The sequence below is a fragment of the Methylobacterium indicum genome (assembly GCF_017347565.1).
Lineage (GTDB): Bacteria > Pseudomonadota > Alphaproteobacteria > Rhizobiales > Beijerinckiaceae > Methylobacterium > Methylobacterium indicum.
On record NZ_AP024145.1, the window covers coordinates 2,415,301 to 2,442,134 of the forward strand.

Sequence of the window (26,834 nt, forward strand, 5' to 3'; positions counted from 1 at the left end):
ATGGGGGAGGGTGGGTGGCGGCGGCGCTCATGGCCGTAACGCCGGACCCGCCGGAGCGGGCTGATCGAGCACCGGGGCGCCGGGTACCAGAGCGGGACTGCGCTCCCGCACCCCGCCCGGCACGTTGGAGCGAAGCTCCGGCGTCCCGAGCGCCCGCACCACCGCCGGCTCGGAGCCGAGGGCGCGGATGTAGGCGGTGATTGCCTGGATCTCGCCGTCGTCGAGGAGGCCGGCATAGCTCGGCATCACGGGGGCGTAGCCCGCCACGACGTCGCGCTTCGGCTGGAGGATCGAGTCGCGGATGTAGGCGGCGTCGGCAGTGGCGAAACGGCCGCCTTCGAGCGGCACCGGGCGCTCCCAGATCCCCGCGAGGCTCGGCGCGTGCACCGCCGAGCCTGGGGCGTGGCACCCGGCGCAGCCGCGCTCCGAGAACAGCCGTTCGCCCTGGTGGGCGAGGTCGTCGCCCTCCGGCTGAGCCGACAGCCAGCTTGCATAGGCCTCGGGCTCCATCACGATGACGCGGCCGATCATCCGGGCGTGGTCGGTGCCGCAATACTCGGTGCAGAGAAGGTGGAAGGTGCCGGTCTTGGTCGCCTGGAACCACGCCTCGGTCTGCTGGTCGGGCAGCACGTCGCGCTTCAACCGGAAGGCCGGGATGAAGAACGAATGGATCACGTCCTGCGAGGTCATGATGAGCTTGACCGGCGCGTTCACCGGCACGTGCAGCTCGTTGATTTCGCGCGCTCCGTTCGAGGCTTGCGTCTTCCACATCCACTGCTTGGCGACGACGTGGATCTCGATGGCGTTCGGCGGTGCCGAGTAGGCTCCGATCTCCGCCGAGGCCGCCCACCAGAAGATGAACACGAACAGGAAGATCGTCGCGGCGGTCCAGCCGATCTCGAACTCGCGCGAGACGATCTCGGGCAGCGGATGGCGGTTCGCCTTCGAGCCGCGGCGGAAGCGGATCGAGAAGACCAGGATGAGGCCGACCACGAGGGCGAGGATCAGGGCCGAGGCGATGGTGAGCCCGATGAAGATCCTGTCGGTCACCACGGCCTGGACGGAGGCGGTTTCCGGCATGAGGCGGCCGAACATCAGCGCACCTCTTTCGGCGAGGCGGCGACCGTGCCGGGCGGGGGCAGGGGGCTCGCGGCGCCTCCGCGGCTGCCCAAGGGTGGGACGCGCTCCGGCTGGAGCGGGGCGGCGTAGGCCTCCGCCCCGCGCTGACCGAGGCGCCGCATCGCCTCGGTCACCGGCATGCGGGCGATGCCGTGGGCTTGGTCGACCCACCCATAGGTGTCGAGGCGCCGGCGCTGGTCGGCGAAGAGGCGGGAGAGATCGCCTTCCGGGTCGCGCTGCAGGGCGGGGCCGGCGAAGGTGCGGGCCGGCTCGGTATTAGGGCTGGTGATCACCGTGTCGCGGTAGAAACGCAGGGCCGCCAGGGTGACGGCGACGAAGATCACGATGAACAGGCCGGTGAGCAGTACCGGCTTCAAACGGATGTCGGGCGCTTCCGGCGGCCCCTCGGCGTGCCCGACCGCATCGTCGCGCACCGGTGCGGAGGCGTCAGGCATGCCGGAGCGTCCCTCCGAGCCGGCCGGCGAGGCGCAAGGCCAGGCGCGCGAGGACGATGAGGCCCGTGAGCCACAGGCCGGCGGCGACGGCCGCCCCGCCGGCGCCGGCCCCCCAGGCCGGCAGCACCAGCCAGCAGACGCGCAAGGCGAGCCCGACGAGGACCAGCACGCCGACGAGCCGCAGGGCCCCGGGGCTGCGGCGCACCGCCCCGACGAGCAGGAACAGGAACGGGACGAGGCCGCCGGCGGCCACGGCCGCGCCTATCAGGGCCGGGTAGGGCCCGACCTCGCGCCGCAGGTAGTAGGCGGCCTTCGGCGGCAGGTCGCCGTACCAGGCGACCACGTAGGACATCAGGCCGACATAGAGCACGCCGAGCAGCGTCGCGAGGAGCAGGTTGGCGAGGTCGGGGGCGGTCCTGCCGCCGAGCCCACGCGGGCTCGCGACGGCCGCTAGCGCCAGTGCAGCGAGAACCTGGTGCAGGGCAAGGCCGGCTCCGAAGGCCGAGGAGGTGAAGCGCGGCTCCAGTGATAGGATCCAGTCCACCGGCACGAGGCTGATGGTCAGGCCGTAGAAGGCGAGGCCGAGGCCGGTGACGAGCCGGGAGCCGCGCCCCGTGAGCACCAGCCCAGCCAGCACCGACCAGCCGAGGAGCGCGACCGCGCTGCGGACGATGAAGAGCGGTGGGTTGAGATAGAGGGAGGCGACGCCCGGCTTCACCACGCCCGGATCGGCCGCCCACGGATAGAGCGCCGGGAGCGCCACCGCGACGCCGAGAAAGCCGAGGGCGACGAGCGGCAGGAGCGCCGCAGTCGGCCGCAGGACCGGGGCCAGCGCCTCGCCCCAGCGCCCGCCGGTGATGCGGTGGACGAGCAGCAGCACGAGGCTGCCTGCGGGGGCGGCGCCGAAGGCGATCCAGGCGAGGAGCCAGCCGCGGGCGAGGGCCTCGGTCACGGGCGCGCCCCCGGGTTCGCCTCTGCGGGGATCGCGTCCGCCAACCCCGGCACCTCGGCGACGCGGGCACCCTGGGAGAGCTGGAGGGCGCGGATATAGGCGGCAATCGCCCAGCGGTCCCGCGGCGCGACCCGGTTGGCGTAGCGGTACATCACGCCGTAGCCGTTCGTGATGACGTCGACGAAGTAGCGGGCCGGCGCCGCCCGCAGGCGGTCCTCGTGGTAGGAAGGGGGATTGGGGAAGCCGCGGGCGACGATCATGCCGTCGCCGTGGCCGGTGAGCCCGTGACAGGGGGTGCAGATCGCCTCGTAGCGTTCGCGCCCGCGCTGGAGCAGGGCGGCATCAACGGCGGGCGGGTCGTCGAGGGCCGCGTCGTCGGCGAGCGCCCCCTGCTGCACGGTACCCTCAGGCGGCGTGCGGGCCTCGGCCCCGTCGGCCCAGAGATCGGCGCGGCGGTAGACGTCGTAGCGCTTCTGCTGCGTCATCGAGAGGTCGTCGCAGGCGGTCAGCAGCAGGAGCGACGGGAGGAGGATGGAGGGCAGGAGCCGGCCGGTCACGGATGCGTCTCCGCCACCAGCCCGGCCCCGGCCTCCTCAAGGAGCCGACGCAAGGGTTCGGGATCGCCCTTCGGGGCGACGAGGAGCAGGAAGCGGTCCTGGCTCGCCCGCTCGAATTGCGGCATCACGAACAACGGGTAGTGCAGCTGCGGCAGCCCGCAGGTGACGAGGAAGGCCGCGAAGCCCGCGATGGCGGCGGCCAATACCCCGACCTCGAACGGCACCAGCACGAAGACTTGCCAGCTGTGCAGCGGACGGCCACCGGAATTTAGCGGGTAGTCGTGGACGGCGCTCCACCATTGCAGGGCGTACATCGCGGCCGCCGTGCCGAATCCGGCGAGCGCCATGGCGGGCCGGATCCAGCGCGGGGCGGGATCGAAGGCCTCGGCGAGTTCCTCGAGCGGGAACGGCGTGAAGGCATCGACGGCGCGGTGGCCTTCGCTGCGGGCGCGACGGAGGGCGGAGACGAGGGCGTCGGGGGTGTCGAACTCGGCGAGGAGGGGCGTGGTCATGGCTGCGCCACCCCCTCGTCCCGCGCCAGCTGCCGGACCTCGTGCATCGAGACGATCGGCAGAAGGCGCGCCAGCACCAGGAACAGGAAGGCGAACAGCCCGAGCGGCCCCACCAGGATTGCGAGGTCGTAGAGGCTGGTGTGGTAGGTCCGCCAGAGGGTGATCGCGTGGCCATGCGAGAGCGTGTTCCAGACGATCAGGATCCGCTCGAGCCACATGCCGACGTTGATCAGCACCGAGATCCCGGCGAGCCACCACAGGTTCCGCCGTACCCGACGCCACCACAGGGCTTGAGGCGCCAGGCAATTGCAGAACAGGAGCGCGCCGTAGAGCGGGGCGTAGTCGCCCGTGAAGAAGGTGCCGATGACCGTGCGGTCAGCATGCTCGCCGCCATACCAGGCCGTGAACCACTCGGTGGCGTAGGAGAATGCCATGACGACGCTGGCAAACAGCATCACCTTCGCCATGGCGTCGAAATGCGCCGGCGTGATCACCGCCTGGAGGTTGAGGCCCCAGCGGATCAGGATCGCCAACACGACAACCATGGCGAAGCCCGAGAACATCGCCCCGACGACGAAGTAGGGCGGGAAAATACTTTCCTGCCAGCCGGGCATCAGGCTCGCGGCGAAGTCGAGCCCGACGATCGAGTGGACCGAGCAGACCAGCGGCACGGCCAGCGCCGCCATGGTGAGGTGGTAGGTCTCGTAGGCGCGCCAGTGCCGGGCGGAGTTGCGCCAGCCGAGCGCCAGCGCCCCGTAGATCACCCGGCCGGCCCGCGTTTGCGCCCGGTCGCGCATGGTGGCGAGGTCCGGCAGCAGGCCGGTGAACCAGAACAGGGCGGAGAAGAGCAGGTAGCTCAGGATCGCCCAGAAGTCCCAGACCAGGGCCGAGCGCCATTGCGGCCAGAGATCCATGGTGTTCGGGTAGGGCGCGAGCCAGTAGGCGTAGAGCGGCCGGCCGAGATGGATGATCGGGAACAGCCCGGCGATGGCGGCGGCGAACAGGGTCATCGCCTCGGCGAAGCGGTTGATCGAGGCGCGCCAACGCTGGCGCGTCAGCAGCAGCATCGAGGAGATCAACGTGCCGGCATTCCCGATGCCGATCCACCAGACGTAGTTGGCGATCGAGAAGCCCCAGACCACGGTGGTGTTCACCCCCGACAGCCCGATCCCGACGGTCAGCACCGCCCCGATGGCGCCGAGCGTGAGCACGACGAAGGGCAGGGTGCAGAGGAGCGCGATCGCCCAGGCTCGGCCGAAGCCCGTCCGCTGGATCGGATCGGCGACCGCGGCCGCGATCGCCCCGTAGCCGAGGCGCTCGGCGTCGATCAGCGGGTGGGGCTGCCCGCTCACGTCCGGTCCTCCGGCGCGGGGTTGCGCATGTCGGCGAGGTAGGTGGTGCGCGGCCGGGTGTTCAGCTCCGCCATGAGCGCGTAGTGGCGCGGATCGGCGCGCTGCGCCGCCACCGGGCTGTTCGGCGCGTTCAGGTCGCCGAAGCGGATGGCGCGGGTCGGGCAGGCGGACTGGCAAGCGGTCGAGACGTCGCCCATCGGGCGCCCGTCGCGCTCGGCCGCCTGGCGCTCGTTCGCGATGCGCTGGACGCAGTAGGTGCACTTCTCCATCACGCCACGGGCCCGCACCGTGACGTTGGGGTTGCGTTGCGCCCGCACCGGCGCGGCACCGAGATTCGCGTATTCCTGTCCGTCGGCGTAGCCGAAGAAGTTGAAGCGGCGGACCTTGTAGGGGCAGTTCGCCTCGCAGAAGCGGGTGCCGACGCAGCGATTGTAGACCTGGAGGTTCAGCCCCTCGCCGTCATGGACGGAGGCCGCCACCGGGCAGACCGGCTCGCAGGGCGCGTGCTCGCAATGCATGCATGGCACCGGCTGAAACCCGGCCTCGATCCGCTCCGGTTTCCCGGCGTCGTAGATATCGATGCGCAGCCAGTGCATCATCCGGCCGCGGGCGATCTCTTCCGGCCCGACCACCGGCACGTTGTTCTCGGACTGGCAGGCGATCACGCAGGCGTTGCAGCCGATGCACGCCATCGTGTCGATCACCATGCCCCAGGCGTGGCCGTCGGCGTCGCCGGTCCAGGGGGCGAGCAGCGTGGGCTGGTCTGACCCGTTGCCCTTGGGCGCGGAGGAGGCCAAAGCCGCGAGGTCGATGTGCGGAAAGAGTTTTTCGGTCTCGCCCTCAATCTGGGTGTAGTTCTGCGTCCGCAGGATCGCGTGTCGTTCGTCGAGGGGCGTGAGGCTCGCGTCGCGGATGAGCCGCCCGGCACCCTCCCGCATGAGCCGGTAGCCGTCGGTCCCGATGCCGTTGCCGATCTGCCCGGCTCGGGGACGGCCGTGGCCGAGGCTCAACCCCGCCACCCCGTCGGCGACGCCCGACACCACCGCCACCGGGGCGACGACCGAGATGCCGCGCACGGTGATGCTCACGCCCTGGCCGTCGTCAAGGCCGCGCCGCGCCGCCTCGCGGTGCGAGAGGAGGAGCGCGTTGCCCCAGACCTGCTTCGTCACCGGGTGCGGGCATTCCTGAAGCCAGGCGTTGTTGGCGAAGCGCCCGTCCCACAGGGCCGGGTCGGGCGTGAGGAGGAGGGCGAGGTCGGCCGGGGCGGGCGCCGGCGGCAGCACCGGCAGGGCAGGCTCGGGACCTGCGACCGGTGCGGCGGCGCTTGCCGGGATCGTCCCGTCGTGCAGGCAGCGGCGCCACCAGCCCTCGAACTCGCGGTCGTCCGGACGCCGGTGCGGCTCCCAGGCTCCCTGCCAGGTCTCCCGCACGATGTCGTAGCCGCGCCGCGCCTCCGTGCCGGTGAGCAGGTTCAGGATCTCGTGCGCCGAGCGGCCGCCATACAGCGGGCGCACCAGAGGCTGGACCAGGCTCGCGGTCCCGTCGGCCGCCCGCAGGTCGGACCAGGATTCGAGGTCGTGGGTGAGGGGCAGGTGCCAGTGCGTCGCGCCCGCGGTCTCGTCGGCATGGGTGCCGATTTGGACGCTGAATCCCACTTGGCCCAGCAACTCAGGGAAATCGAGACCGGCCGGCGCGGTCTGGACCGGGTTCGTGCCGAGGATTGCCAGGCAGGAGACCTTGCCCGCCGCGATGTCCTCGCACAGGCCTGCGAGATCGTCCGGCGGATGGTCCGGCAGCGCGTCCGGCGGTTCGATCCAGTCGATGGGCGCGGCGAGCCGGGCGTTGAGCCAATGGGCGAGGGTGTGGAAGGGAGGCTCCAGCGCCTCGCCCACGAGCACCACGGCGCGGCCGTGATGCGCGCGCAGATCGTCCAGGATGCTCGTCGCGAAGCGGCGCTCGTCATCCCGCAGGCTGGGCTCGGGCAGGCCGGCGCCGAAGCCGTTGGCGAGGTGGACGAGGAGGGCGGCGGTCGCCGCCGGCGGCAGGGCGCGGCGCGCGTCGGCCTTGATGCCAGTCAGCGTCGGCAGGCCTTCCGCCACGAAGAGCCGGCCGAACCGGGAGGGATCGCGGCGGCGCTCCACCAGGGCGGAGGACAGGCGGATCTGGTCCGGCCCCGGCCCGAGGGGATCGGCCTCCAGGCAGACCACGATCTCGGCCCGGTCGAGGTGGGGCAGGGCGCGCAACGGGCGCCCGAAGGCCAGGACGGCGCCGGCCCGGGCGTTCGCCTCGTCGAGCGGCTCGTGGACGTGCCAGGCCGCCTCCGGCATCGCCTCTCGAAAGGCCGCGATCTGGCGCAGCAGCGTCGGCGAGGTGACCCGGCCGGTCAGCAACCGGAAGCCCGCCCCGCGTCGTGCCCGCGCCTCGGAGAGCGGCCGGGCATAGGCCTTGCCGAACGCCTCCCAGGAGGCGATGCCGCTCGTCCGCTCGCTCGGCGCGCGGGAGCGGTCGGGGTCGTAGAGATCGAGGATTGCGGCTTCAAGGAAGACGTCCGTGGCACCGCGGCTGCCGGGATGGAGCGGATTGCCCTCGATCTTGATCGGCCGGCCGTCGACCGCGATGGCCTGGACGCCACGGGCGAAGCCGGCGAGGGAAAGTGCCGTGGCGTAGCGCGCCGGCACCCCGGGCAGGAGCTGCTCGGGCTGGCGCACGTAGGGCAAGATCTCCTCGTCCGGCCGGGAGCAGCCCCCGGCGGCGAGCACGATGCCGGCGCCGAGCAGCCGCAGCGCTTCGCGGCGGTGGAGGCCGGTCAGCGGTGGCATATCGAGCACTCGCTCAAGCGCGCCGACGACTTCACGTGGTAAGCCGCGGCGAGGCGGGCGCCCTGCTCGGCCTGGTCGTCGGGCGGCGTCCAGGTCATGTCGAACACCGCCTCGCGCGGACGCAGGTTCGGCCCGGGATTGCGGTGGCAGTCGAGGCACCAGCCCATGTTCAGGGGGGCGACCTGCCGCACCAGCTTCATGGTCTGGATCGCGCCATGGCAGGTCGAGCACCCGACCCCCTTGGCGACGTGCACCGAGTGATTGAAGTAGACGTAGTCCGGCAGGGCGTGGACCCGGCGCCAGACCAGCGGCCGCCCCTCGGCGAGGCTGGTGCGGACGGGGGCCAGCATCGGCGCGTTGGTCCAGATCTGCGAATGGCAGCTCATGCAGGTCTCCGTCGGCGGGATGCCCGCGAAGGCGGCCTTCTCGACCGAGGTGTGGCAGTAGCGGCAGTCGATCCCGAGCCCGCCGACATGGTGCTCGTGGCTGAACGGCACCGGCTGCTCGCGGGTCACGTCCTGGGCGGTGGCGTAGGGCGAGCGCCACAGGGTGGTGACCATCCCGACCGCAAGGACCGGAACCACGGCGATGCCTGCGAGGACCACGCGCGCCAGGGTGTCGGCGCCCGGACGAAAGATCTGCGCCATTCCGCTTGTGGTCTCGCTCCTCGATCCCCGGGCGGCGTTCGCGAGCCGCGCCATGTCATTATACTCAGTATATGTATGTAGGTTCCGTCGGCGGGGCGAGGAGCCGTCGCGGCGTCCGCGACCTCGCATATCCCCGTCGTCCTGGCAATCCTCTCGCTTGTCTGCAAACTTGGACGCGTGCGCCTCGCGCATGGCATGGCATGGCATGTCCGTATTAGACAATTAAACTGCTTTAAAGCTGCGAGGTTTCCCGTTCAGAGGGCCGGAACGAGACAAGCCTGAAGCTGTTGGCCGCATCAGGCAGGAAGGCCGCACCATGACGGCAGCCAAGCCATGACGCGGGACGTCGCCTCGCGAGGCTTGCGTCGACGATTTCCGGTGCCGCGGACATCTGGGCGGATGCCGGAGCCGCCCCGGTCGGCGGGGGCGGGCGCCTCGTCGGCCTGTCGATCGCAGACGGAGGAATGCGGATGCACGGCGAAGAAGACACCGCCCATTACGACGGTCCGTCCGGCGGCTGGGGTTCGGTGCGGGGCATCTCGCGGATCTTCGGCAAGGAATGGGCGACGCCGCTCGCCACCGAGACCCTGTTTCGCCAGAACAAGCCCAAGGGCTTCATGTGCGTGTCGTGCTCATGGGCGAAGCCGGCCAATTATCATCCGTTCGAGTTCTGCGAGAACGGCGCCAAGGCGACCCTGTGGGAGCTGACGACCCGGCGTTGCACCCCGGATTTCTTCGCCAAGCACACGCTCACGGAATTGCGGGAGTGGACGGATTACGACCTCGAACAGCAGGGCCGCCTGACCCACCCGATGCGGTACGACCGGGCGAGCGACAAATACGTACCCTGCAACTGGGACGAGGCGTTCTGGGAGATCGGATCGGAGCTGAGGCTCCTCGATCCAAAGTCTGTCGTGTTCTACTCGTCGGGGCGCGCGAGCCTAGAGACGTCCTACCTCTACGCGCTGTTCGCCCGGCTCTACGGCTGCAACAACCTGCCCGACTCTTCGAACATGTGCCACGAGACCACCTCGGTGGCGCTCAAGAAGGTCATCGGCGCCGGCGTCGGCACGGTCGTGTTCGACGATCTCCAGAACTGCGACGCGATGTTCTTCTTCGGCCAGAACACCGGGTCGAACAGCCCGCGCTTCCTGCACCCGCTCCAGGAGGCCGCGAAGCGCGGCGTGAAGATCGTCACGTTCAATCCCGTGCGCGAGCGCGGCCTCGAATTCTTCACCAACCCGCAGAGCCCGGTCGAGATGCTGACGGGCAAGGAGACCCGCATCAGCACGCAGTACCACCAGGTCCGCGCCGGCGGCGACATCGCCGTGCTGATGGGGATCTGCAAGCACGTCTTCGCCGCCGACGACGCGGCGCGCCGGGAGGGCCGTCGGGTGCTCGACGTCGATTTCATCGAGCAGCACACGAGCGGGCTCGCGGCCTTCGAGGCGAAGGTGCGGGCGACCGCCTGGGCCGAGATCGAGCGTGAATCCGGCCTGAGCCGGCAGGACATCGAGGCTGCCGCCCAAGTCTACGTCGAGGCGGATCGCGTCATCGGTATCTACGGCATGGGCCTGACCCAGCACATGCACGGGTTCGAGAACGTCGCGCTATTCGTGAACATGCTGCTCCTGAAGGGCAATATCGGCCGCGACGGCACCGGCATCTCTCCGGTGCGCGGCCATTCCAACGTCCAGGGGCAGCGCACGGTCGGTATCACCGAAAAGCCCGAGTTGGTGCCGCTCGACCGCTACGCGGCCCAGTTCGGCTTCGAGCCGCCGCGCGACAAGGGCATGAACACGGTCGAGGCCTGCGAGGGCATCCTGTCCGGCAAGGTCCGGAGTTTCTTCGGCCTCGGCGGCAACTTCGTGCGCGCCATTCCCGACCGCGACCGCATGGAGAACGCCTGGACGACGATGCGCCTCACCGTGCAGGTCGCCACGAAGCTCAACCGCTCCCACCTCGTGAACGGGGAGATCGCCTACCTGCTGCCTTGCCGCGGCCGCACCGAGGAGGACGTGCAGGCGACTGGACCGCAGGCCGTCAGCATGGAGGACACCTTCAGCTGCATCTACGGCTCGCTGGGACGACGCACGCCCGCCAGCGAGCACCTCAAGTCCGAGGTCGACATCGTGGCGGGCTTCGCCAAGGCGACGCTCGCCCCCAACCCGAAGGTTCGCTGGGACGAGTGGGTCGGCGATTACGCGCTGATCCGCGACCAGATCGCCGAGACCTATCCCGAGCAGTTCCACGGCTTCAACGAGCGGATGTGGACGCCCGGCGGGTTCTACCGGGGTAACTCGGCCCGCGAGCGGATCTGGAAGACGGAGAGCGGCAAGGCCGAGTTCACGACGCCCGAGACGCTGTCGGCGACCGGCTGGCCGGACGCGCCCGGCCGGTACCGCCTGATTACGATGCGCTCGAACGACCAGTTCAACACCACGATCTACGGCTACAGCGACCGTATGCGGGGCATCGAGGGCACGCGCGACGTGCTCCTCATCAACCCCGACGAGATGCGGCGAGCGAACCTGAGCGAGGGCCAGGTCGTCTCCCTCGTCGGCGACGCCGAGGACGGGGTCGAGCGCGCGGTGTTCGGCCTCAAGGTGGTGCCGTTCGCCCTGCCCGACGGCTGCCTCGGCGCCTACTATCCCGAGATGAACCCGCTGATGCCGCTCTCCCACCATGACGGGCCGTCGAAGACGCCGGCCGCCAAGTCGGTGCCGGTGCGGATCCGGACGTCGGATGAGCGGGGAGACGGGACGGACAGGCGCGAGCCGTCGGGACACGCGACGCATCCGGTGTGACGGGCCCAACCCGGAAGAATACGAGGGTAGAGCATTGCCGGATCGATGGTCTGCCGGCCGTGATACGAAATCCTCGTCTTCGATGACGGCCCGCAGATGCGCGACAGTGCGGACAGATCGCCTTAACGTGGATCAATATATCTGGAGGCATTTGCTTTGAGCATGGATCAATCTTGAGCGCATTAGGGTGATCTAGCTCTGGAACATCGGTCATGGTCGCTGGTTGCGTCAGCATATCGGCCAGGAGATTTCTTCATGAAGGCGGTCGTGTTCCACGGCGTCGGCGACATCCGTCTCGACGAGGCGCCCGAGCCGACAATCAATGACCCGACGGATGCGATCGTGCGGCTCACCGCCTCGGCGATCTGCGGCACGGACCTGCACTTCGTGCGCGGCTCCTTCGAAGGCATGGAGACAGGCACCATCCTCGGGCACGAAGGCGTCGGCATCGTCGAGACGGTGGGCCCGATGGTGCGCAACGTCCGGCCCGGCGACCGGGTGGTGGTCTGCTCGACGATCGCCTGTGGCTCCTGCGCCTATTGCCGCGCCGGCTACTTCGCCCAGTGCGACAATGCCAATCCGGGTGGCAGACGTGCCGGCACGGCGTTCTTCGGCGGCCCCGGGCCTGCCGGGGCGGTGAACGGCCTTCAGGCCGAGAAGGCGCGCGTTCCTTTCGCGCATGTCGGCCTCGTCAAGGTGCCGGACGGCGTGACCGACGACCAGGCGCTGATGTGCTCGGACATCTTCCCGACCGGCTGGTTCGGAGCCGACCTCGCCGAGATCGAGGAGGGCCATACGGTGGCGGTGTTCGGCTGCGGCCCGGTCGGGCAATTCGCCATCGCGAGCGCCCGCCTGATGGGGGCCGGCCGCATCCTGGCGGTCGACCACCACGCCGACCGGCTGGAGATGGCCCGGGCGCAGGGCGCCGAGATTGTCGACTTCGACCGCGAGGATCCGGTCGAGACCATCGTGGCGCTCACCGGCGGCATCGGCGTCGACCGGGCGATCGACGCGGTCGGGGTCGATGCCGAGCACGCGCATCACGGCCCGGCCGCTTCCGTGGGCGACAAGGCCGGTGAGGCGGCCGGCGGGGTGGTGGACAGGCTCAAGCAGGCGGTCGGTGCCAGCCACGCTCATGAGCACGCCTGGAAGCCGGGCGATGCGCCATCGCGGGCCCTCGACTGGGCGGTGGCGGCCCTGGCCAAGGCCGGGACGCTGGCGATCGTCGGCGTCTATCCGCCGAGCCTGCGCGACTTCCCGATCGGCGAGGCGATGAACAAGAACCTGACGCTGCGGATGGGGAACTGCCACCACCGCAAGTACATACCCCACCTTCTCGACCTGGTCGCATCCGGGACGATCGATCCGGTGAAGCTCCTGACCGTCGTCGAGCCGATGCAGGGCGCCATCGCGGCCTACGAAGCCTTCGACGCACGGCGGCCTGGATGGCTGAAGGTCGAGCTGTCACCGCAGGCGGCCAAGTAGGGTCCAGCAAAGGCGGGGTGTCGCCCATCGCCGACATACCGTTCCTCTCGAATGGGCCGGTCTTCACCGCGGCCGAGGACTGCAGCCGGTCCGGGACCGGCTCCGAACGAACACCATCGACTGACGGGAGACGGATCATGAAGCTCGGAGGGAATCGCGTCCTGATCACGGGGGCGGATTCAGGCATCGGCCAGGCGATCGCGGTCGCGTTCGCGGAGGCCGGCGCCGACGTCGCGATCGTCTACCACACCGACGTCGACGGGGCGTCCGAGACGAAGCGGCGGGTCGAGGCCGCGGGACGGCACGCCCACGTCATGCAGGGCGATGTCGGCGATCCGGTCTCTGTCGAGGCGTTCTTCGCCGAGGCCGTCGACCGGCTCGGCCCCCTCGACCTCCTCGTCAACAATGCCGGCATCGGCTCGGACGGCGCAGAGGTCGCGGAGTTGAAGGACGAGGACCTGGAGCGGGTCTTGCGGGTCAACCTGATGGGCCCGGTCTTCTGCTGCCGCGCCTTCGTACGGCTGCGCCGTCAACATGGCGGGCGCGGGCGGATCGTGACGATCTCGTCGGTGGCACAGCACCTTCCGACGCCTTCGAGTGCGCCTTACGGCATGGCCAAGGCCGGTCTCGGCTCGCTCACCCGCAGCCTGTCGCGCGAGCTCGCCCCGGACAGGATCAACGTCAACAACATCGCGCCGGGGCTGATCCAGACCCCGATGACGCAGGGCCGCCTCGACGATCCGGACAAAAGCCGGCAGTCGATGGAGCGCATCCCCTGGCACCGGGCCGGACAGCCGGAGGAGATCGCGCGGCTGGCACTGTTCCTCGCCTCAGAGGCCGGCGACTACGTCACCGGCCAGACCTGGACCATCGACGGCGGCCTGAGCATGCAGTGGGGTGGCGCCTGATGCAGACGACCTTGCGCATCAACGGGCGCGAGGCCCGCCTCGACCACGATCCCCGGGTCACCCTGCTCGACGCCTTGCGCGAGCGGTTCGGGCTCACCGGCACCAAGAAGGGCTGCGACCAGGGCCAGTGCGGCGCCTGCACGGTGCTGATCGAGGGCCGCAGCGTCCTGTCCTGCTTCTGCCTCGTCGCCGCGGTCGAGGGCGAGGTGACGACCATCGAGGGTCTCTCCGGCGAGGGGGCCCCTCTGCATCCGATGCAGCAGGCCTTTCTCGATCGCGACGCCTACCAGTGCGGCTACTGCACCCCCGGCCAGGTCATGAGCGCCATCGCCTGCGTCACGGAGGGGCACGCCGGCAGCCCCGACGAGATCCGCGAAACCATGAGCGGCAACCTGTGCCGCTGCGCCGCCTACCCGAAGATCGTCGAGGCGGTGAGCCAAGCCGCAGCCCTGATGCGAGGGGAGGGGGCCTGATGCGGCCGTTCGACTATTCCCGCGCCGGCGACACCGCGACGGCACTGAGCCTCGCGGGCCGAGAGGCCGCCTATTTCGCCGGCGGCACGACGCTCCTCGACCTGATGAAGCTCGACGTGCTGCGCCCCGAGCGCCTCGTCGACATCAATCCGCTTCGGCGTGAGTATGGCGGCATCGCGGCGGATGGATCGGGCCTGGTGCTCGGCGGCCTCGCCCGGATGAGCGAGGCGGCCGACCATCCGGTCATCGGCCGGGACTACCCGGCGATCCGCGACGCGCTCGTCCAGGCGGCGAGCGCGCAGCTGCGCAACATGGCGACGCTGGTCGGCAACCTGCTGCAGCGCACCCGCTGCCTCTACTTCCGCGACCGCAGCTGGCACGCCTGCAACAAGCGCGAGCCCGGCAGCGGCTGCGCAGCCATTCCAGGCGTCAACCGCCGGCTCGCAGTGCTCGGTGTGAGCGACCACTGCATCGCCCATTATCCCGGCGACCTCGCGGTGGCTTTGGTGGCCTTTGACGCGAGCCTCGATCTCGTCGCCCCGGACGGGAGCACCCGCACCCTGCCGCTCGAAGGGCTGCACCGGCCCTGGGGCGACACGCCCCATATCGAGACCACCTTGAGGCCCGGCGAGCTGATCACGGCGATCCGGGTTCCGGCCGCGCCCTGGTACCGCCGCTCGCTCTACCGCAAGGTGCGCGACCGCGAGTCCTACGACTTCGCCCTCGCCTCGGCGGCCATCGCCCTCGACCTCGCGCCGGACGGGACCGTGCGCGAGGCGCGGGTCGGTCTCGGCGGGCTCGCCGCCCGGCCGTGGCGCGCGCGCGAGGCGGAGGACTCCTTGCGCGGGCAGCGCCTCGACGAGGCGACGGCCGTCACCGCCGCGCAGGCGGCCTTCGCGGGCGCCGTCACCCACGGCGAGAACGCCTTCAAGCCCGAGCTCGGCCGCCGCACCCTGGTGCGCGCCCTCCTCGACGCCGCCGCGATGGAGATCTGAACGATGCCGACCCTGATCGGGCAGCCGACCCCGCGCATCGACGGCCGCGCCAAGGTGACGGGCCGCGCCGTCTACGCCTCCGACGAGCCTGTCGCGCATCCTGCCCACGCCTTCCTGCTGACCAGCTTCATCGCCCGCGGACGGATCACGGGCTTCGACCTCGACGAAGCGCGGGCCGTGCCGGGCGTGATCGACATCCTGACCCACGAGACCGTCGGATCCGAGGCCAGGCCCCCGAAGCAGGCGAGCGGCGGGCCGACCACCACCACGATGGAGGACGACCAGGTCTGGCACGACGGCCAGATCATCGGCATCGTGCTCGCCGACACCTACGAGGCCGCCCGCGAGGCCGCCTTCCGGGTGCGGGTGTATTACGCCGCCGAGACCCCGGCGGCGAGCTTCGACGCGGTCGGCGCCGAGCGCGAGCGGCGCGACGACGGCGAGCACCAGGATTACGCGATCGGCGACGCGGAGGGCGCACTCAAAATCGCCGAGGTGACGCTGGATGAGGCCTACGCCACGCCGCCCCAGCACCACAACCCGATCGAGCTGTTCACCACCACCTGCGCCTGGGAGAACGGCAACCTGACGATCTGGGAGCCGAGCCAGTTCGTCTACGGGCTGCGCGCCAATGTGGCGGGCCAGCTTGGGATCCCGCCCGAGCGGGTGCGGGTGGTCTCGAAGTATGTCGGCGGTGCCTTCGGCTCGAAGGGGGGAGCGACCGCCCGCACCGCCTGGATCGCGGTGGCGGCCCGTCGTCTTGGCCGACCGGTCAAGCTCGTGGCGACCCGCGACCAGGGCTTCACCATCGCCACCTACCGGGCTGAGACGCGCCACCGCATCCGGCTGGGTGCGACGCGTGATGGGAGCCTGACGGCGCTGGTGCACGAGGGCGCCGAGGTGACCTCGCGGCCGAGCCGATACAACGTCTCGGGCAACGAATCGACGGCACGGCTCTATGCCTGCCCGAACATCCTGACCCGGGTCGACATCGTGCATGCCGACCGCAACACCCCGGGCTTCATGCGGGCGCCGCCGGAGACGCCATACATGTTCGCGCTGGAGAGCGCGATGGACGAGCTCGCCGAGAAGCTCAGGCTAGACCCGATCGAGCTGAGGCGCCGCAACGACGCGAAGACAGACCCGGTGAGCGGCTTGCCCTTCGCTGGCCGCCGGCTGATGGCCTGCTTCGACGAAGGCGCGGCCCGCTTCGGCTGGGCGGACCGCAACCCGCGGGCGGGGTCGATGCGGGACGGCGAGTGGCTGGTTGGCCTCGGCTGCGCCAGCGCGGTCTACGAGACCAACATCGCGGCCTGCGCCGCCCGAGTATCCTTGCGCCCGAACGGCACCGCCCGGGTCGAGGCGGCCGGCCACGACATCGGCACCGGCGCCTACACGGTGGTGGCGATCACCGCCGCCGACCGGCTCGGCCTCGACGCTTCGTCGATCGACGTCGCCATGGGCGACACCACCCTGCCGGCCGCGCCCCTCGCGGCCGGATCGAGCCACACCGCGAGCCTCGCCAACGCGGTGGCGGCGGCCTGCGAGATGGTTCGCGACCGCCTCGCCCGCGCCGCGACGACCCACGATGCCGGCCCGCTCGCCGGCCGTGACCCAGGGAGCTTACGCCTTACAGAGGGCCGCCTCACCGCCGAAGACGGCGCGGCCGAGCCGCTGAGCGACGCCGTCTCGCGGCTCTCGCCCGGCGTGGTCGAGGCCTTCGCCGAGAACATCCCGGACGGCGCACTGCCGGGTGCGATGGGCAAGCTGCATGCCGGCACCAACCCGATCCTCCGCGGCTACAAGCGGCCGGACGTGGCGGCCTACGCCTTCGGGGCGCAGTTCGTGGAGGTGCGGGTCCATGCCCGCACCCGAGAGATCCGAGTGCCGCGGATGCTCGGGGCCTTTGCGTCCGGGCGGATCGTCAACCCGATCGCCGCCCACAGCCAGTACATGGGCGGGATGATCTGGGGCCTATCGGCGGCTCTTCTCGAAAAAACAGAAATCGACGAGGCTGCTGCGCGCTACGTCAACGACAATCTCTCAGAGTACCACATTCCGGTCTGCGCCGACGTGCGCGGCGTCGAGGTGGTGATGCTGCCGGAGGACGATACCTGCGCCAACCCCCTCGGCATCAAGGGCCTCGGCGAGATCGGCATCGTCGGCATGAACGCGGCGATCGCGAACGCAGTCCATCATGCCACCGGCAGGCGCATCCGGGAATTGCCGATCCGGATCGAGGACCTGCTGTGATGACCGCCGGGCTCGTTCTCATCCGCACAGATCGACGAGTCGCGTTCACGGGTCAGGAGCGCGTCACACCTTTTCCTCACAGCCACAGATGACGACCGGCGCCGTGGACGACCTCAAGGCAGACATTGATCGATTGCCGCTGGAGCCTCGACCGTTGCAGGCGCTGATCGTCGCCGGTTCGGCGCGGCGGCTGGACGGCTGCCCTGGCCTCGACGGCAAGGCAAGGGCTCTGATGCACCATATGCTCGGACGCCTGCCGGCGGGCTGGCAGGTCGACCACATCGATATCGGCAACGAGCACGGCAAGCCCAAGATCCAGGGTTGCAACGGTTGCGTCGGCTCCTCGATGGCGCTCTGCGTCTGGCCCTGCAACTGCTACGGCCCTGACAGCGACCATCAGCCCGACCTGATGTGGAACGAGAAGCTCTATCAACGCCTGGCGCGGGCGGATGCCTGGGCGATCATCGGGCCGGTCTGGTGGTACGGGCCGACAACCAACCTGAAGGCGATGTTCGACCGCCTGGTCTGTATGAGCGGTGGCAACCCGCGGCCAGACCTCATCGACAAGAAGAGCACCCTGAAGGCCCAGGCCCTTGAGCGTTCACCGCTCTGGCACGAGCTGACCCGGAACCACCTTGAGGGCCGCACCGCCGCCTTCTTCTGCTATGGCAACGAGGGCGGCAATGAGCTCGACGCCGACCGCCGCCCGCGCATCCTGCAGCACAAGGTGTGGTTCGATCCCGAATCCGAGCCCTATGGCGGCGAGGAGCGCAAGGCCTATCAGGGTCTGGTCTGGCAATGTCGCTACAGCGGCATCGAGGTGCCGGACGCGCTCTGGCGCCACGCGCATGTCGGGCTCGGACGGTCCTACGCGGACGATCAGGCCGACGGCATGATGCAGGAGGACGAGGCGATGGCCTGCTTCGATGCATGGATCGACGCCTTCGTCAGCCACGTCGCGACCAAGGGCTTGGTGCCCGGTACCGCGGAGGCCGAACGCGGGGCTCGGTCCACGACTAGGTAGTCCGAAGGATCGTCGGCTGAGGCGATCGGACGTGAGGTCACGAAAGGCGCCGTTAGGACATGCCATTCGTGTAAGGCCGAGATCTCGAACGTTTCAATGGCCACTTGGTAAGCGCTCGGTGACGGAGCCACTGGTCAGGCGGCCTGCTCGGCCTCACTGGTTGGCATCCAGTTCCAAGGCAGCAGATCGGCCAGTCGCTTGGCCGGGTGATCGGCGATGCGCGTGAGCACGTCGCGCAGGTAACCCTCGGGATCGAGCCCGTTCATCTTGGCCGTCTCGATCAGCGTGTAGAACGCCGCCGCACGCTCGGCGCCCAGCTCGGATCCCGCGAACAGGTAGTTCTTGCGCCCGACCGCCACACAGCGCAGCGCCCGCTCGGCCGCGTTGTTGTCGAGGGCGAGACGCCCGTCGTCGAAGGCCCGCATGAGCGCCGGCCAGCGTGCCAGCATGTAGCGCAAAGCCTTGGCCAGGTCGGAGCGGCCCGGCACCTGGGCCAGGCTCGTCTCGGCAAACGCCTTCAGCGCCTCGGCCAGCGGCTTCGAGCGGGTCTGCCGCTCGCGGGTGCGGGCATCGGGCGGCTTGCCGTACAGGTCGCGCTCGACCCCGTAGAGCGCCCCGATCCGCTCCAGCGCCTCCGCCGCGAGAGCCGAGCCCGTCGCGGCGTGCACGTCGAAGATCTTGCGGCGCACGTGCGCCCAGCACCCCGCCTCGGTCAGGCCGCCGCCCACTCGCCCGGCCTCGTACAGCCCGTTGAAGCCGGCATAGCCGTCGGCCACCAACACGCCGGAGAAGGCCGCCAGGTGCGCGAGCGGTCGCTCGCCTCGACGGTCGGGCGAGGCGAAGAACACGGCCGCCGGCGGACGGGCGCCGCCATGGGGACGCTCATCCCGCACGTAGGTCCACAGCCGCCCGGTGCTCGTCTTGCCCGTGCCGGGCGCCAGCACCGGGATCGGCGTGTCGTCGCCGTGCAGGACGTCCGAGGCGCCGATCACCTCCCGGCGCAGAAGCTCGGTCAGCGGCTGCAGCGTGGCCGCAGTCGCGCCGAGCCAGCCCGAGAGCGTCGAGGTCGCCAGTTCGACGCCGTCGCGCGCGTAGATCTCGGCCTGGCGATACAGCGGCAAGTGGTCGTCGAACTTCGCCACCGCGATGTGGGCCAGGAGCCCCGGACCGGCCCGCCCGCGGGGAACCGCATGGTGGGGAGCCGGTGCCTGCACCACCTGCTCGCAGGCACGGCAGGCGAACGCCTCGCGGACGTGGCGCACGACCTTGAACCGGCCCGGCACGTAGTCGAGGCTCTCGGTGACGTCCTCGCCGATCCGGCGCAAGCTCCCGCCGCAGGCCGGGCAGGCGCAGGGACCGGCGTGGACCACGCTCTCGCGCGGCAGGTGCGCCGGCAGGTCCCGCCGGGCGGGCTTGAGCCGTGCGGTCTCCCTCGCCTCGGCGACGACCGGCGTGCCGGCCAGGCGCTCGGCCTCGTCGACCTCCAGCGCCTCGATGGCCAGTTCGAGTTGCTCGAGGCGCGTGCCGAGCTTCTCGGACGAGGTGCCGAACCGCGTCCGCTTCATCCGGGCGAGCTCGCCGCGCAGCTTCTCGATCAGGGTGCTGGCGTGGACCGCCTCGCGCGTCAGGCCGACGATCAGGCGCTTGAGCGCGTCGACGTCGTCGGGCAGCGAGGCAGGATCGAGAGCCATGCCAACAGCTTAGCCCTTGCCGAGGGCCGTCGCCACCGGCCCTGACCACGGACGCAGCCACCTCGGTAGTCTGCCGCTCTCAGCCTGCGATCGTCGGCCGGTCGGTGCGCAGCGGCGTGCGCCAGTCGATGCCTTCCAGCAGCATGGCGAGCTGGGCCGGCGTCAACGCGGCAGCGGCACCGGCGGTGGACGGCCAGACGAAGCGGCCCTTCTCCAGGCGCTTGGCGAACAGGCACAGGCCCTGGCCGTCCCACCACAGCACCTTGATCAGGTGGCCCTGCCGCCCGCGGAACACGAAGGCCTGGCCCGAGAACGGATCGCGCGCCAGATGGTCCTGGACGAGGGCGGCCAGCCCGTCGAAGCCCTTGCGCATGTCGGTGTGCCCGGTGGCCAGCCAGACGCGGGAGCCGGACGGGACGGGGATCATCGACCCAGCAGCGCGGCGATCGCGCCCTGCAGGAGCGTCAGGTCCGCCCCCGCTGCGGCCCGCACCCGGTGCCCGCCCGACAGCTCGATCTCGATCAGGCCCGGCCCGTCCGGCACGTCGTCTGCCGTCGTGGCTGGGGGCGGCAGGGCGAGCGGGATGAAGCTCGGCGGGGCGGCCGCAACCGAGGCCTGCTGTTCGGCCAGCAAGGCGCGCCGCCATCGGAACAGCAGGCTGGAGTGCAGGCCGTGCCGGCGGGCTACCTCCGAGGCGGTCGTGGCGGGATCGTCCGCCTCGGCCAGGATGGCGCGCTTCTGCTCGAGCGACCAGACGCGGCGGGTGCCCGCAACGACAACGTGAGGAGAGTTGGTCATAGGTCCAGACACAGGGCCGATACAGCGCCATCTGACGCCAGACACTGTATCCAGAGCAAAGCACTACAGGCACAAGGCGGCCTTCACCGAGCGCTTACGCCACTTGGACAACATGGGCGGCAACACCCGTAGAAGAGGCGATGCGATCTTCATTGCTTCGTTCTGGTCAAAAATTTCCGGTCATTGGGAGCTGCAGCAACACAGATTTTTAGGTAAGTACGAATTTTTATTTGGTGTAAAGTGCTTTATATGTATTAGCGTGCGACGTCAAATATCTTAAAGATCCGGCAATTCGCTCCGGATTATAAGGTGAGAAGATGATGGCAGATTTCATGCGCCAAGCTTGCGTGAGTAAGTCGATAGGCTAAGGTGAAGCCTGAAAAGTCCGAAGGTCCGCTATTGGGCGACGAGCAGCCATTCGGGCGATCCCGATTAAATGTCTGCAACTGGCGCGAAGCCGATCTCTGGGCGTTGCAGACACAAGCAGCCTAGGCTTGCAGACCCGACCTCGCTGGGCAACTCCTCCCGGCCCTGAATGCGGCTTCCTCCAAGGCGATCTCCCGGGCGTTCGAGTAGGCCCCCTCCATCCGTCGCTACCCGATCGGGATGGCGAGCCCGAAAGTCCGGATGGCCCTCCGCAGCGGGGACATCGCCGCCTGGGACCTCGATCGACAGCTCGCCGTAGCTGCCTCGCTAGGCCTCCGAGCACGCATCGTCCTGGAGCCGGCCTGATCGAATGGATTGCTTGGACGAACCTGCTCCCCCCGTTACTCCTAGGGACTGAAACGCGCTTCCGCGTGACGCGTCACACGTCCGGCATGGCGCCCTCACGGCGGCCGCGGGGCGTCGAGAACAGCCGGCTCTCGATCGCGGCCGCGACTTCCTCGCGCTTGTAGGCGACGACGGCCCGGCCGGCAGCCCGATCCTGGATCGACCGCTTCACGAGATGGGCCCCGACCGCCAGGATCAGGGCCTCGGGGCGGATGGCCCGCGTGTACCGCTCGCCCCCGGGGGCGGACAGCAGCAGCGCGCGCAAGGCGTCCACGATCGCCCGGTCGAGGACCATCAGGTCCGGCCGGCCGCGCTCGGCCTCCGAGGCGCGCTGGCGCCGCTTGCGGTCGCGTGCGACGGCGCGGCGGCGTGACGTTCGTGCGGCGCCGGTGAGGCGGGCGGCGGCGGGGGTGTCGGACATATCGGCCTCCGGGTTGGACCACGCGAGGATGCAGCCTCGGCTCGCAAGGCACCAGGACGCGTCACGCGACCACCGCGTGACCAGTCACCCCGCAAACTCGGCATGCACTCGGCGCGACGCGACCTGCACTCACCGCGAGTTACCACTTAGAGAGGTTCTAAACAGGCCCAACCCCCTGTCAGAACGCCAAAAATCGCAGGAATCCCGACGCCTTCGAGTTTGAGAAGCGCGTTTCAGGCTCCCAAGGCGCACCGGTAACGCCCCGTTCACCGCATTCTGGGGATTTCGGCTCGGGAGCCTTGCCGACGCGGCCCGCCCAGGCCCATTTTGGGGACTCACCGACCGGAGGAGGCCTCGATGACGCACCATGTCGCCCACATCGGCCTCGACTGCGCCAGCCGCGGGTTGCAGGCCTTCGCGGTCCTCCGGCACGCCGTGGCGGACGCCCGGCTCAGGGCGGCCGGGCAGCGCTTGGACGGGATCGCATCCGTCGGCGAGCTCGCCTTGCGCCTCCAGGAGAGCCGCGCGGTCGAGGCCGACGCGATCGCCGCAGCCGAGGCGCTGCACGACGAGAACGTCGACCTCCGCGCCCAGATCGCGGCCTTGCGGGATGCCTTGAGCGGCGAGCGGCAGGCTCACGCTCAGACGCAGACCCTGTTCGCCGGGCTGTGCGCCGAGATCACCGGCCGCGCCTAAGCCACCCGGACACGAGAAGGGCCCGCCGGGGGATCGGCGGGCCCTTCGTCGTTCTGGCATCCCGCTTAGAGGGCGAGGGCGGGACCCGGTCCCCCTGGCTCGCCGACGAGGCGCCGCCGCCCTGCCGCCTCGGCGATCCGCCCGACCTCGGCGGTCTCGCGGCGCATGTAGGCCATGGCCTGGCGCGACATCGCGGTCAGCTCGTCCGGCGAGTAGAGCGGGAGGGCTGCGATCGACTGCGCCGGCGGGGCGGGCGGCAAGCCCGGCGCCGGGGTCTGCCCTGTGATGTGGGCGTGGACGTGTGCGGCAGGCAGGCGGGAGACCGCGGCGAGCTGCGTGTGCGACAGATCGAAAATCCACTGCAGGACTTCCTTGGGCACGTCCGCATGGATGCGACCCACCGATGCATCGCCCATCGCCCGAGCGCGGGCGATGTCTTGGACGGCGCTGCCCAGAGCGTTGCCCTGCAGTAGATAGGGCTGCGTCCGGCCGTCGCCGAGCCGCGGGCGGGTGCTGACCGCAGGGCGGAGGGACGGCATCGGCGCGTCGTCGGCCGCCACCGCCTGGCGCGCCAGGTCCGCCGGGGTCGTCGGTCGCGAGGGGGCGAGCGCGCCGAGGAGGCTGCCGACGGCCCCGGCGGTGCTCAGGGCCGCGCCGCCCAGGCCCCGGGCGAGCGCCATGCCGGGCTTCGCGACGGCGAAGTCGAGGCCGCGGCCGACGCCCTCGTTGACCGCGGTCACTCCGCACCAGGCGGTCTTGGCGTCCTCGGCGAGCATGGAGCCCGCCTCGCCGGCGATCCCGAGGAGGCGACGGAAGAAGCGCACGAGCGCCTCGAAGAATGCCTGCAGCATCGCTGCGAGGCGGGCGGCGGGTGTCAGCACGGAAGGTCTCCGAGGAGAGAGGGCGATGCGGTCGGGAGGTGCCGCAGTGAGATGCTGCAGCGGCAAGATGCAAGTCGCCAGCGTGACCCGTCACGGCGCCCGCGGCAGGGGCGGAGGGAGGGTGCGCCAGAATGCCGGCTCCCAGCCGTAGAGCCGCTCCTTCAGCGCCACCGGCAGCTGCCGCCGGTGCTTGTGGACGACCTTCAGAGCATGCGCCGCCTGGAGCACGGTGAGCTCCTGCTCCTCCGCGAGCCGGTGCCCGACGAGGCTCGTATCCTGACCCCATCCCACCCCGTTCGCGTCCCGGGCCCGGTCCTGATCGAGCTCTGTGAGATACCGACACGCGGCATGGACGTCCCTGCGCACAGCAGGATCCTGCGCCCGCGCGAGGTCGGCCTCGCCGGCTGGGGTCGCCAGCCTCTCCTCGACCCGGCGGACCACGGTCTGCGCATCGGACAGGAGATCTGTCGCGAAACGGTGTTGCCCCTCCGTGAGGCGTTCCTCGGTCGCGAATCGGTGCGCCTCATCGAGACGCCGGAAAGCCCATTCGTGGTCCCGCAGCAGCACCTTGAGGGCCTCCTGCGTCGGGGCGGTGACGGCCGCCGGCAGAGCGGCGCGCCGAGCCGCGGAGGCCTCCTCGCGGGCGAGGTTTTCCCGGGCGACCCTCTCCCATTGCCCGAACCGCCGCTCCAGCAGCGCCAGATCAGCGTCGAACGGCATGTCGAGGACGACCCGGCCGCGGTCGAGATGGAAGCCGTGGGCGGTCATCCCCCTGTGAGCCGCGAGGACGGCCTTCTCGTAGAGCGGGGTCTTCCGGGCGCTCCAGCGGTACGCACTCTTCGGGTCATAGACGCGGCCCTCCGGCAGCCACTCTAGCTCGCAGAACGCGGGCGGCTGAGGGATCGAGAGGGCGGCGCGGAGGGCTTCGACGGCGTCGGTCATGGCGGGGGGGCTCTCTGTCAGCGGGGATGCAGACAGCAAAGCACTCCGGCATGCCGAATTCCAGGGCGCAGGGTTTCCACCACAAAAAGCGCGTCATTCACCACAGTTTCCACCACACGCTGTTGGTGAAACTGTGGTTGAAAGAATTGGGAAACACGAAAGACCCACATCTAGTCCATTTTTCTTCTTGTATGCGGTCGCGCAGACGAGTAGCCTGGGCAAATACCAACCTGCCAGGAGAATAGCCGTGGCTTTGCGCGATCTTCGCGATCGGACACTTGTGCTCGAACGCCTGCGAGCCGCCGTCGCGGAGGCGGGGTCGGCCGCCGCGTGGGGGCGGCGGCATCAGATCTCTCGGCAGTATGTCTGGGATGTTCTGAGCGATCGCCGATGGGCAGGCGTAGAAATGCTGGCTGCTCTGGGCCTCGACGTTGAGGTCAGCCTCGTGGAGGCTCAGTCGTGAGGGAGAGCTTCGCAAGCATAGACAGAAACGTTTACATCACACCATCGCCACAGGCGGTCGCGACGCTGATGGCGAGCCACGGCTCCGAGGCCTGCGAAAAGCGGTGGCATTGGATCGATCCCAGGACGCTCGGGGGCTTCGCAAGGACCGGCCGAGCGCTCCTGGGACAGAGCCCCGGCGTGAAGCGCCCGAGGTCGACGTCGCCCTTGCAGGAGGCCGTCGGCATTGAGGCCGCATACGCCCTTCGCTCGCGCGCCGCCGGCGAGCGCGCCGCGGGCATGGGCAAGAACTTGCTGATGTATATCGAGCAAGCGCGCGGGCTCACCGACCTCCCGCGCGCCGACTACGCCGAGCGCGGGCGGACTGTCTCCTTGTCGCGCGCCGCCGAGCGGGGCGAGCCCGGCGCCGCGGAGGCACGCGAGGCCGCCCGCGCCTTCGAGCTCGCGGTCGGCCGCGTGCTGGAGCTCGCCCTCGCCCTGGTCCCGGAGCAGCCCGCGACCGGCCGCTTCCGCCTACCCGAGCCGTCCCCCGCGCTCGCCACCGCACTCGCCGGGTGCGAGCGCGCCGCGGTCGAGCGCGTGTTACCCAGCCTCGCCGGTCCCCCCTCCGTCCCAGTCCCCATCCCTTCGCAGGAGCCCACCCCGATGTCCGAGACCTCGACACTGCCTCGCGGGGGCGCCAAGCGCCTCATCCCTGCCAGCGACGCCGAGATCCTCCGCGCCTACGCCGTGACGCCTCGGGCCCCTGACCTCGCAGATCTATGGGGCGTCAGAGAGGGAACCGTCTATTACCATCTCTGCCGATTGGGCCTGACGAAGCCATACGGCAAGACCAAGCCCTCATCGACCGAGGCCGTGCCGGTCCCCGCGTCGCCCACCCAGGCCCCGGTCGCGCCCCATGCGCCCGCGCCCTCGCAGACGAATGTCGTCCCGTTCGCCGCGCACCCGGTCGTCGACGCAAACGCCTCGACCGATTCGCACGCCCCCGCGATCGTCGAGGAGCCCGTCCACTCGCTGCCGGCGCCCCCGCGCCCAGGCTATCCGATCCACCGGGGGCGCCTCACCGTCGAAGACCTCGCCCTCGCGGTAGCGCTCGCCCGGCGGGCCGGCCTCGACGCGCAGGACGCCCTCGAATGGGTCCGCGCCGACGTCGCCGAAGCCACATACGCCAACGGGAGGGCATGATGAGCAGCATCGGATTTGAGGACGCCCCCGACTGGGAGGCCATGCGCGAGGATGCCGAGCGAGAGCTGGCGTTCCAAGACGAGATCGAGCGTCCCCTCCGCGAAGCTGGCCTGCCCGTGCCGGATCCCACGCGCAGGCGCCGCGAGATCGCACCAGAGCGCCTGGACGTGGTGGCGCTCTGGCGCGGGCTGTCCGACGAGGAGCGGGAGGCTATCGGCGTCCTCGGGCTCGGGCTCCTCGTTTCCGGGGGGATGGCGAGCCGGGCCGAGCTCACCGCGCCCGCCGCGACACGGGCGTACACCGCCCACTACCACGCCTGCCTCGACGCGCTCGGCACGCTGCCGACGCCGGAAAGCGCGATGGCCGCCCTGCGCGGACCGGCGTGGCGGATCCCGGCGGACCTCGGGCCGGTCTGCCTATCCTGCGGCTGCTCGGAGGCCGACGCGTGCCCAGGCGGCTGCGGATGGGAGGACGAGCGGCAGATCCGGTGCACGGTTTGCGCGAGCCCGCCGCCCCTCGACGACGACAGCATCCCGTTCTGAGGTGCGCCCGATGAGAGGACCCGTCCGGGCCGCAGTGTCCCGCCTGCCCCTTCGGGGGGCGGCCGATCGCGAGGGGGCGCTTGTCCG

24 protein-coding genes are annotated in these 26,834 nt (G+C 70.2%); 10 read left to right on the forward strand and 14 right to left on the reverse strand.

What is annotated here, in order from left to right; translation table 11 throughout:
• Nucleotides 1-27 precede the first annotated feature (27 nt).
• Genes coxB through miv_RS11400 form a run of 8 tightly spaced genes read right to left on the reverse strand, consistent with a single transcriptional unit; the run spans nt 28 to nt 8,413 of the window.
• Nucleotides 28-1,095 (reverse strand): cytochrome c oxidase subunit II, encoded by a 1,068-nt coding sequence (gene coxB / locus miv_RS11365; RefSeq protein WP_207182855.1) that lies wholly within the window; start codon nt 1,093-1,095, stop codon nt 28-30.
• Nucleotides 1,095-1,574 (reverse strand): hypothetical protein, encoded by a 480-nt coding sequence (locus miv_RS11370; RefSeq protein WP_207182857.1) that lies wholly within the window; start codon nt 1,572-1,574, stop codon nt 1,095-1,097. The genes coxB and miv_RS11370 overlap by 1 nt, the downstream gene beginning before the upstream one ends.
• Nucleotides 1,567-2,526, reverse strand: a complete 960-nt coding sequence (locus miv_RS11375; RefSeq protein WP_207182859.1) for a hypothetical protein — start codon at nt 2,524-2,526, stop codon at nt 1,567-1,569. Before miv_RS11375 ends, miv_RS11370 begins: the two co-directional genes overlap by 8 nt.
• Nucleotides 2,523-3,083: a c-type cytochrome gene (locus tag miv_RS11380; RefSeq protein ID WP_244748948.1), complete on the reverse strand. Its 561-nt coding sequence runs from the start codon at nt 3,081-3,083 to the stop codon at nt 2,523-2,525. The genes miv_RS11375 and miv_RS11380 overlap by 4 nt, the downstream gene beginning before the upstream one ends.
• Complete coding sequence (locus miv_RS11385; RefSeq protein ID WP_207182862.1) at nt 3,080-3,595, reverse strand: DUF3341 domain-containing protein; 516 nt, start codon at nt 3,593-3,595, stop codon at nt 3,080-3,082. Before miv_RS11385 ends, miv_RS11380 begins: the two co-directional genes overlap by 4 nt.
• Nucleotides 3,592-4,947: an NrfD/PsrC family molybdoenzyme membrane anchor subunit gene (gene nrfD, locus miv_RS11390; protein WP_207182864.1), complete on the reverse strand. Its 1,356-nt coding sequence runs from the start codon at nt 4,945-4,947 to the stop codon at nt 3,592-3,594. The genes miv_RS11385 and nrfD overlap by 4 nt, the downstream gene beginning before the upstream one ends.
• Nucleotides 4,944-7,766: a 4Fe-4S dicluster domain-containing protein gene (locus tag miv_RS11395; protein ID WP_207182866.1), complete on the reverse strand. Its 2,823-nt coding sequence runs from the start codon at nt 7,764-7,766 to the stop codon at nt 4,944-4,946. The genes nrfD and miv_RS11395 overlap by 4 nt, the downstream gene beginning before the upstream one ends.
• Nucleotides 7,754-8,413, reverse strand: a complete 660-nt coding sequence (locus miv_RS11400; RefSeq protein WP_207182868.1) for a cytochrome c3 family protein — start codon at nt 8,411-8,413, stop codon at nt 7,754-7,756. The genes miv_RS11395 and miv_RS11400 overlap by 13 nt, the downstream gene beginning before the upstream one ends.
• A 470-nt stretch (nt 8,414-8,883) precedes the next feature.
• Here miv_RS11400 and miv_RS11405 point away from each other — a divergent pair, with 470 nt between their 5' ends.
• The 7 genes from miv_RS11405 (at nt 8,884) to miv_RS11435 (ending at nt 18,358) form a co-directional block, all read left to right on the forward strand.
• On the forward strand, nt 8,884-11,220 hold the full coding sequence (locus miv_RS11405; protein ID WP_207182870.1) for an FdhF/YdeP family oxidoreductase: 2,337 nt from the start codon (nt 8,884-8,886) through the stop codon (nt 11,218-11,220).
• Nucleotides 11,221-11,475: 255 nt separating this feature from the next.
• Nucleotides 11,476-12,705, forward strand: coding sequence for a zinc-dependent alcohol dehydrogenase (locus miv_RS11410; protein WP_207182872.1), 1,230 nt, complete (start codon nt 11,476-11,478; stop codon nt 12,703-12,705).
• Between the two features lie 137 nt (nt 12,706-12,842).
• The gene (locus miv_RS11415; protein WP_207182873.1) at nt 12,843-13,613 is read left to right on the forward strand and encodes an SDR family NAD(P)-dependent oxidoreductase; all 771 of its coding nucleotides are present in this window, start codon (nt 12,843-12,845) and stop codon (nt 13,611-13,613) included.
• A complete protein-coding gene (locus tag miv_RS11420) occupies nt 13,613-14,086 on the forward strand; it encodes a (2Fe-2S)-binding protein (protein WP_207182874.1) in 474 nt (157 codons plus the stop codon). Before miv_RS11415 ends, miv_RS11420 begins: the two co-directional genes overlap by 1 nt.
• Nucleotides 14,086-15,081: an FAD binding domain-containing protein gene (locus miv_RS11425; protein ID WP_207182875.1), complete on the forward strand. Its 996-nt coding sequence runs from the start codon at nt 14,086-14,088 to the stop codon at nt 15,079-15,081. The genes miv_RS11420 and miv_RS11425 overlap by 1 nt, the downstream gene beginning before the upstream one ends.
• A gap of 3 nt (nt 15,082-15,084) precedes the next feature.
• Nucleotides 15,085-17,334 (forward strand): xanthine dehydrogenase family protein molybdopterin-binding subunit, encoded by a 2,250-nt coding sequence (locus miv_RS11430; RefSeq protein ID WP_207182876.1) that lies wholly within the window; start codon nt 15,085-15,087, stop codon nt 17,332-17,334.
• Between the two features lie 103 nt (nt 17,335-17,437).
• Complete coding sequence (locus miv_RS11435; protein ID WP_207182877.1) at nt 17,438-18,358, forward strand: NAD(P)H-dependent oxidoreductase; 921 nt, start codon at nt 17,438-17,440, stop codon at nt 18,356-18,358.
• A gap of 134 nt (nt 18,359-18,492) precedes the next feature.
• Here the strand turns inward: miv_RS11435 and tnpC are convergent, their stop codons facing one another.
• The 4 genes from tnpC to miv_RS11455 all read right to left on the reverse strand — a co-directional run bounded on the left by tnpC (nt 18,493) and on the right by miv_RS11455 (nt 22,039).
• Complete coding sequence (tnpC, locus tag miv_RS11440) at nt 18,493-20,049, reverse strand: IS66 family transposase (protein WP_207182878.1); 1,557 nt, start codon at nt 20,047-20,049, stop codon at nt 18,493-18,495.
• 79 nt (nt 20,050-20,128) lie between these two features.
• Entirely contained in the window at nt 20,129-20,476 is a 348-nt protein-coding gene (tnpB, locus tag miv_RS11445) for an IS66 family insertion sequence element accessory protein TnpB (protein WP_060847241.1), read from the reverse strand.
• Complete coding sequence (gene tnpA / locus miv_RS11450; RefSeq protein ID WP_207182879.1) at nt 20,473-20,847, reverse strand: IS66-like element accessory protein TnpA; 375 nt, start codon at nt 20,845-20,847, stop codon at nt 20,473-20,475. The genes tnpB and tnpA overlap by 4 nt, the downstream gene beginning before the upstream one ends.
• Before the next feature lie 805 nt (nt 20,848-21,652).
• On the reverse strand, nt 21,653-22,039 hold the full coding sequence (locus tag miv_RS11455) for a hypothetical protein (protein ID WP_207182880.1): 387 nt from the start codon (nt 22,037-22,039) through the stop codon (nt 21,653-21,655).
• A 357-nt stretch (nt 22,040-22,396) separates the two neighbouring features.
• Here miv_RS11455 and miv_RS11460 point away from each other — a divergent pair, with 357 nt between their 5' ends.
• Nucleotides 22,397-22,735: a hypothetical protein gene (locus miv_RS11460; protein WP_207182881.1), complete on the forward strand. Its 339-nt coding sequence runs from the start codon at nt 22,397-22,399 to the stop codon at nt 22,733-22,735.
• Between the two features lie 65 nt (nt 22,736-22,800).
• Here the strand turns inward: miv_RS11460 and miv_RS11465 are convergent, their stop codons facing one another.
• Nucleotides 22,801-23,616: a hypothetical protein gene (locus miv_RS11465; protein WP_207182882.1), complete on the reverse strand. Its 816-nt coding sequence runs from the start codon at nt 23,614-23,616 to the stop codon at nt 22,801-22,803.
• 90 nt (nt 23,617-23,706) lie between these two features.
• Complete coding sequence (locus miv_RS11470; RefSeq protein WP_207182883.1) at nt 23,707-24,558, reverse strand: hypothetical protein; 852 nt, start codon at nt 24,556-24,558, stop codon at nt 23,707-23,709.
• 459 nt (nt 24,559-25,017) lie between these two features.
• Between miv_RS11470 and miv_RS11475 the strand changes: the two genes are divergently transcribed.
• Complete coding sequence (locus miv_RS11475) at nt 25,018-26,205, forward strand: hypothetical protein (protein WP_207182884.1); 1,188 nt, start codon at nt 25,018-25,020, stop codon at nt 26,203-26,205.
• Complete coding sequence (locus miv_RS11480; RefSeq protein ID WP_207182885.1) at nt 26,205-26,747, forward strand: hypothetical protein; 543 nt, start codon at nt 26,205-26,207, stop codon at nt 26,745-26,747. The genes miv_RS11475 and miv_RS11480 overlap by 1 nt, the downstream gene beginning before the upstream one ends.
• The last annotated feature ends 87 nt before the right edge of the window (nt 26,748-26,834 follow it).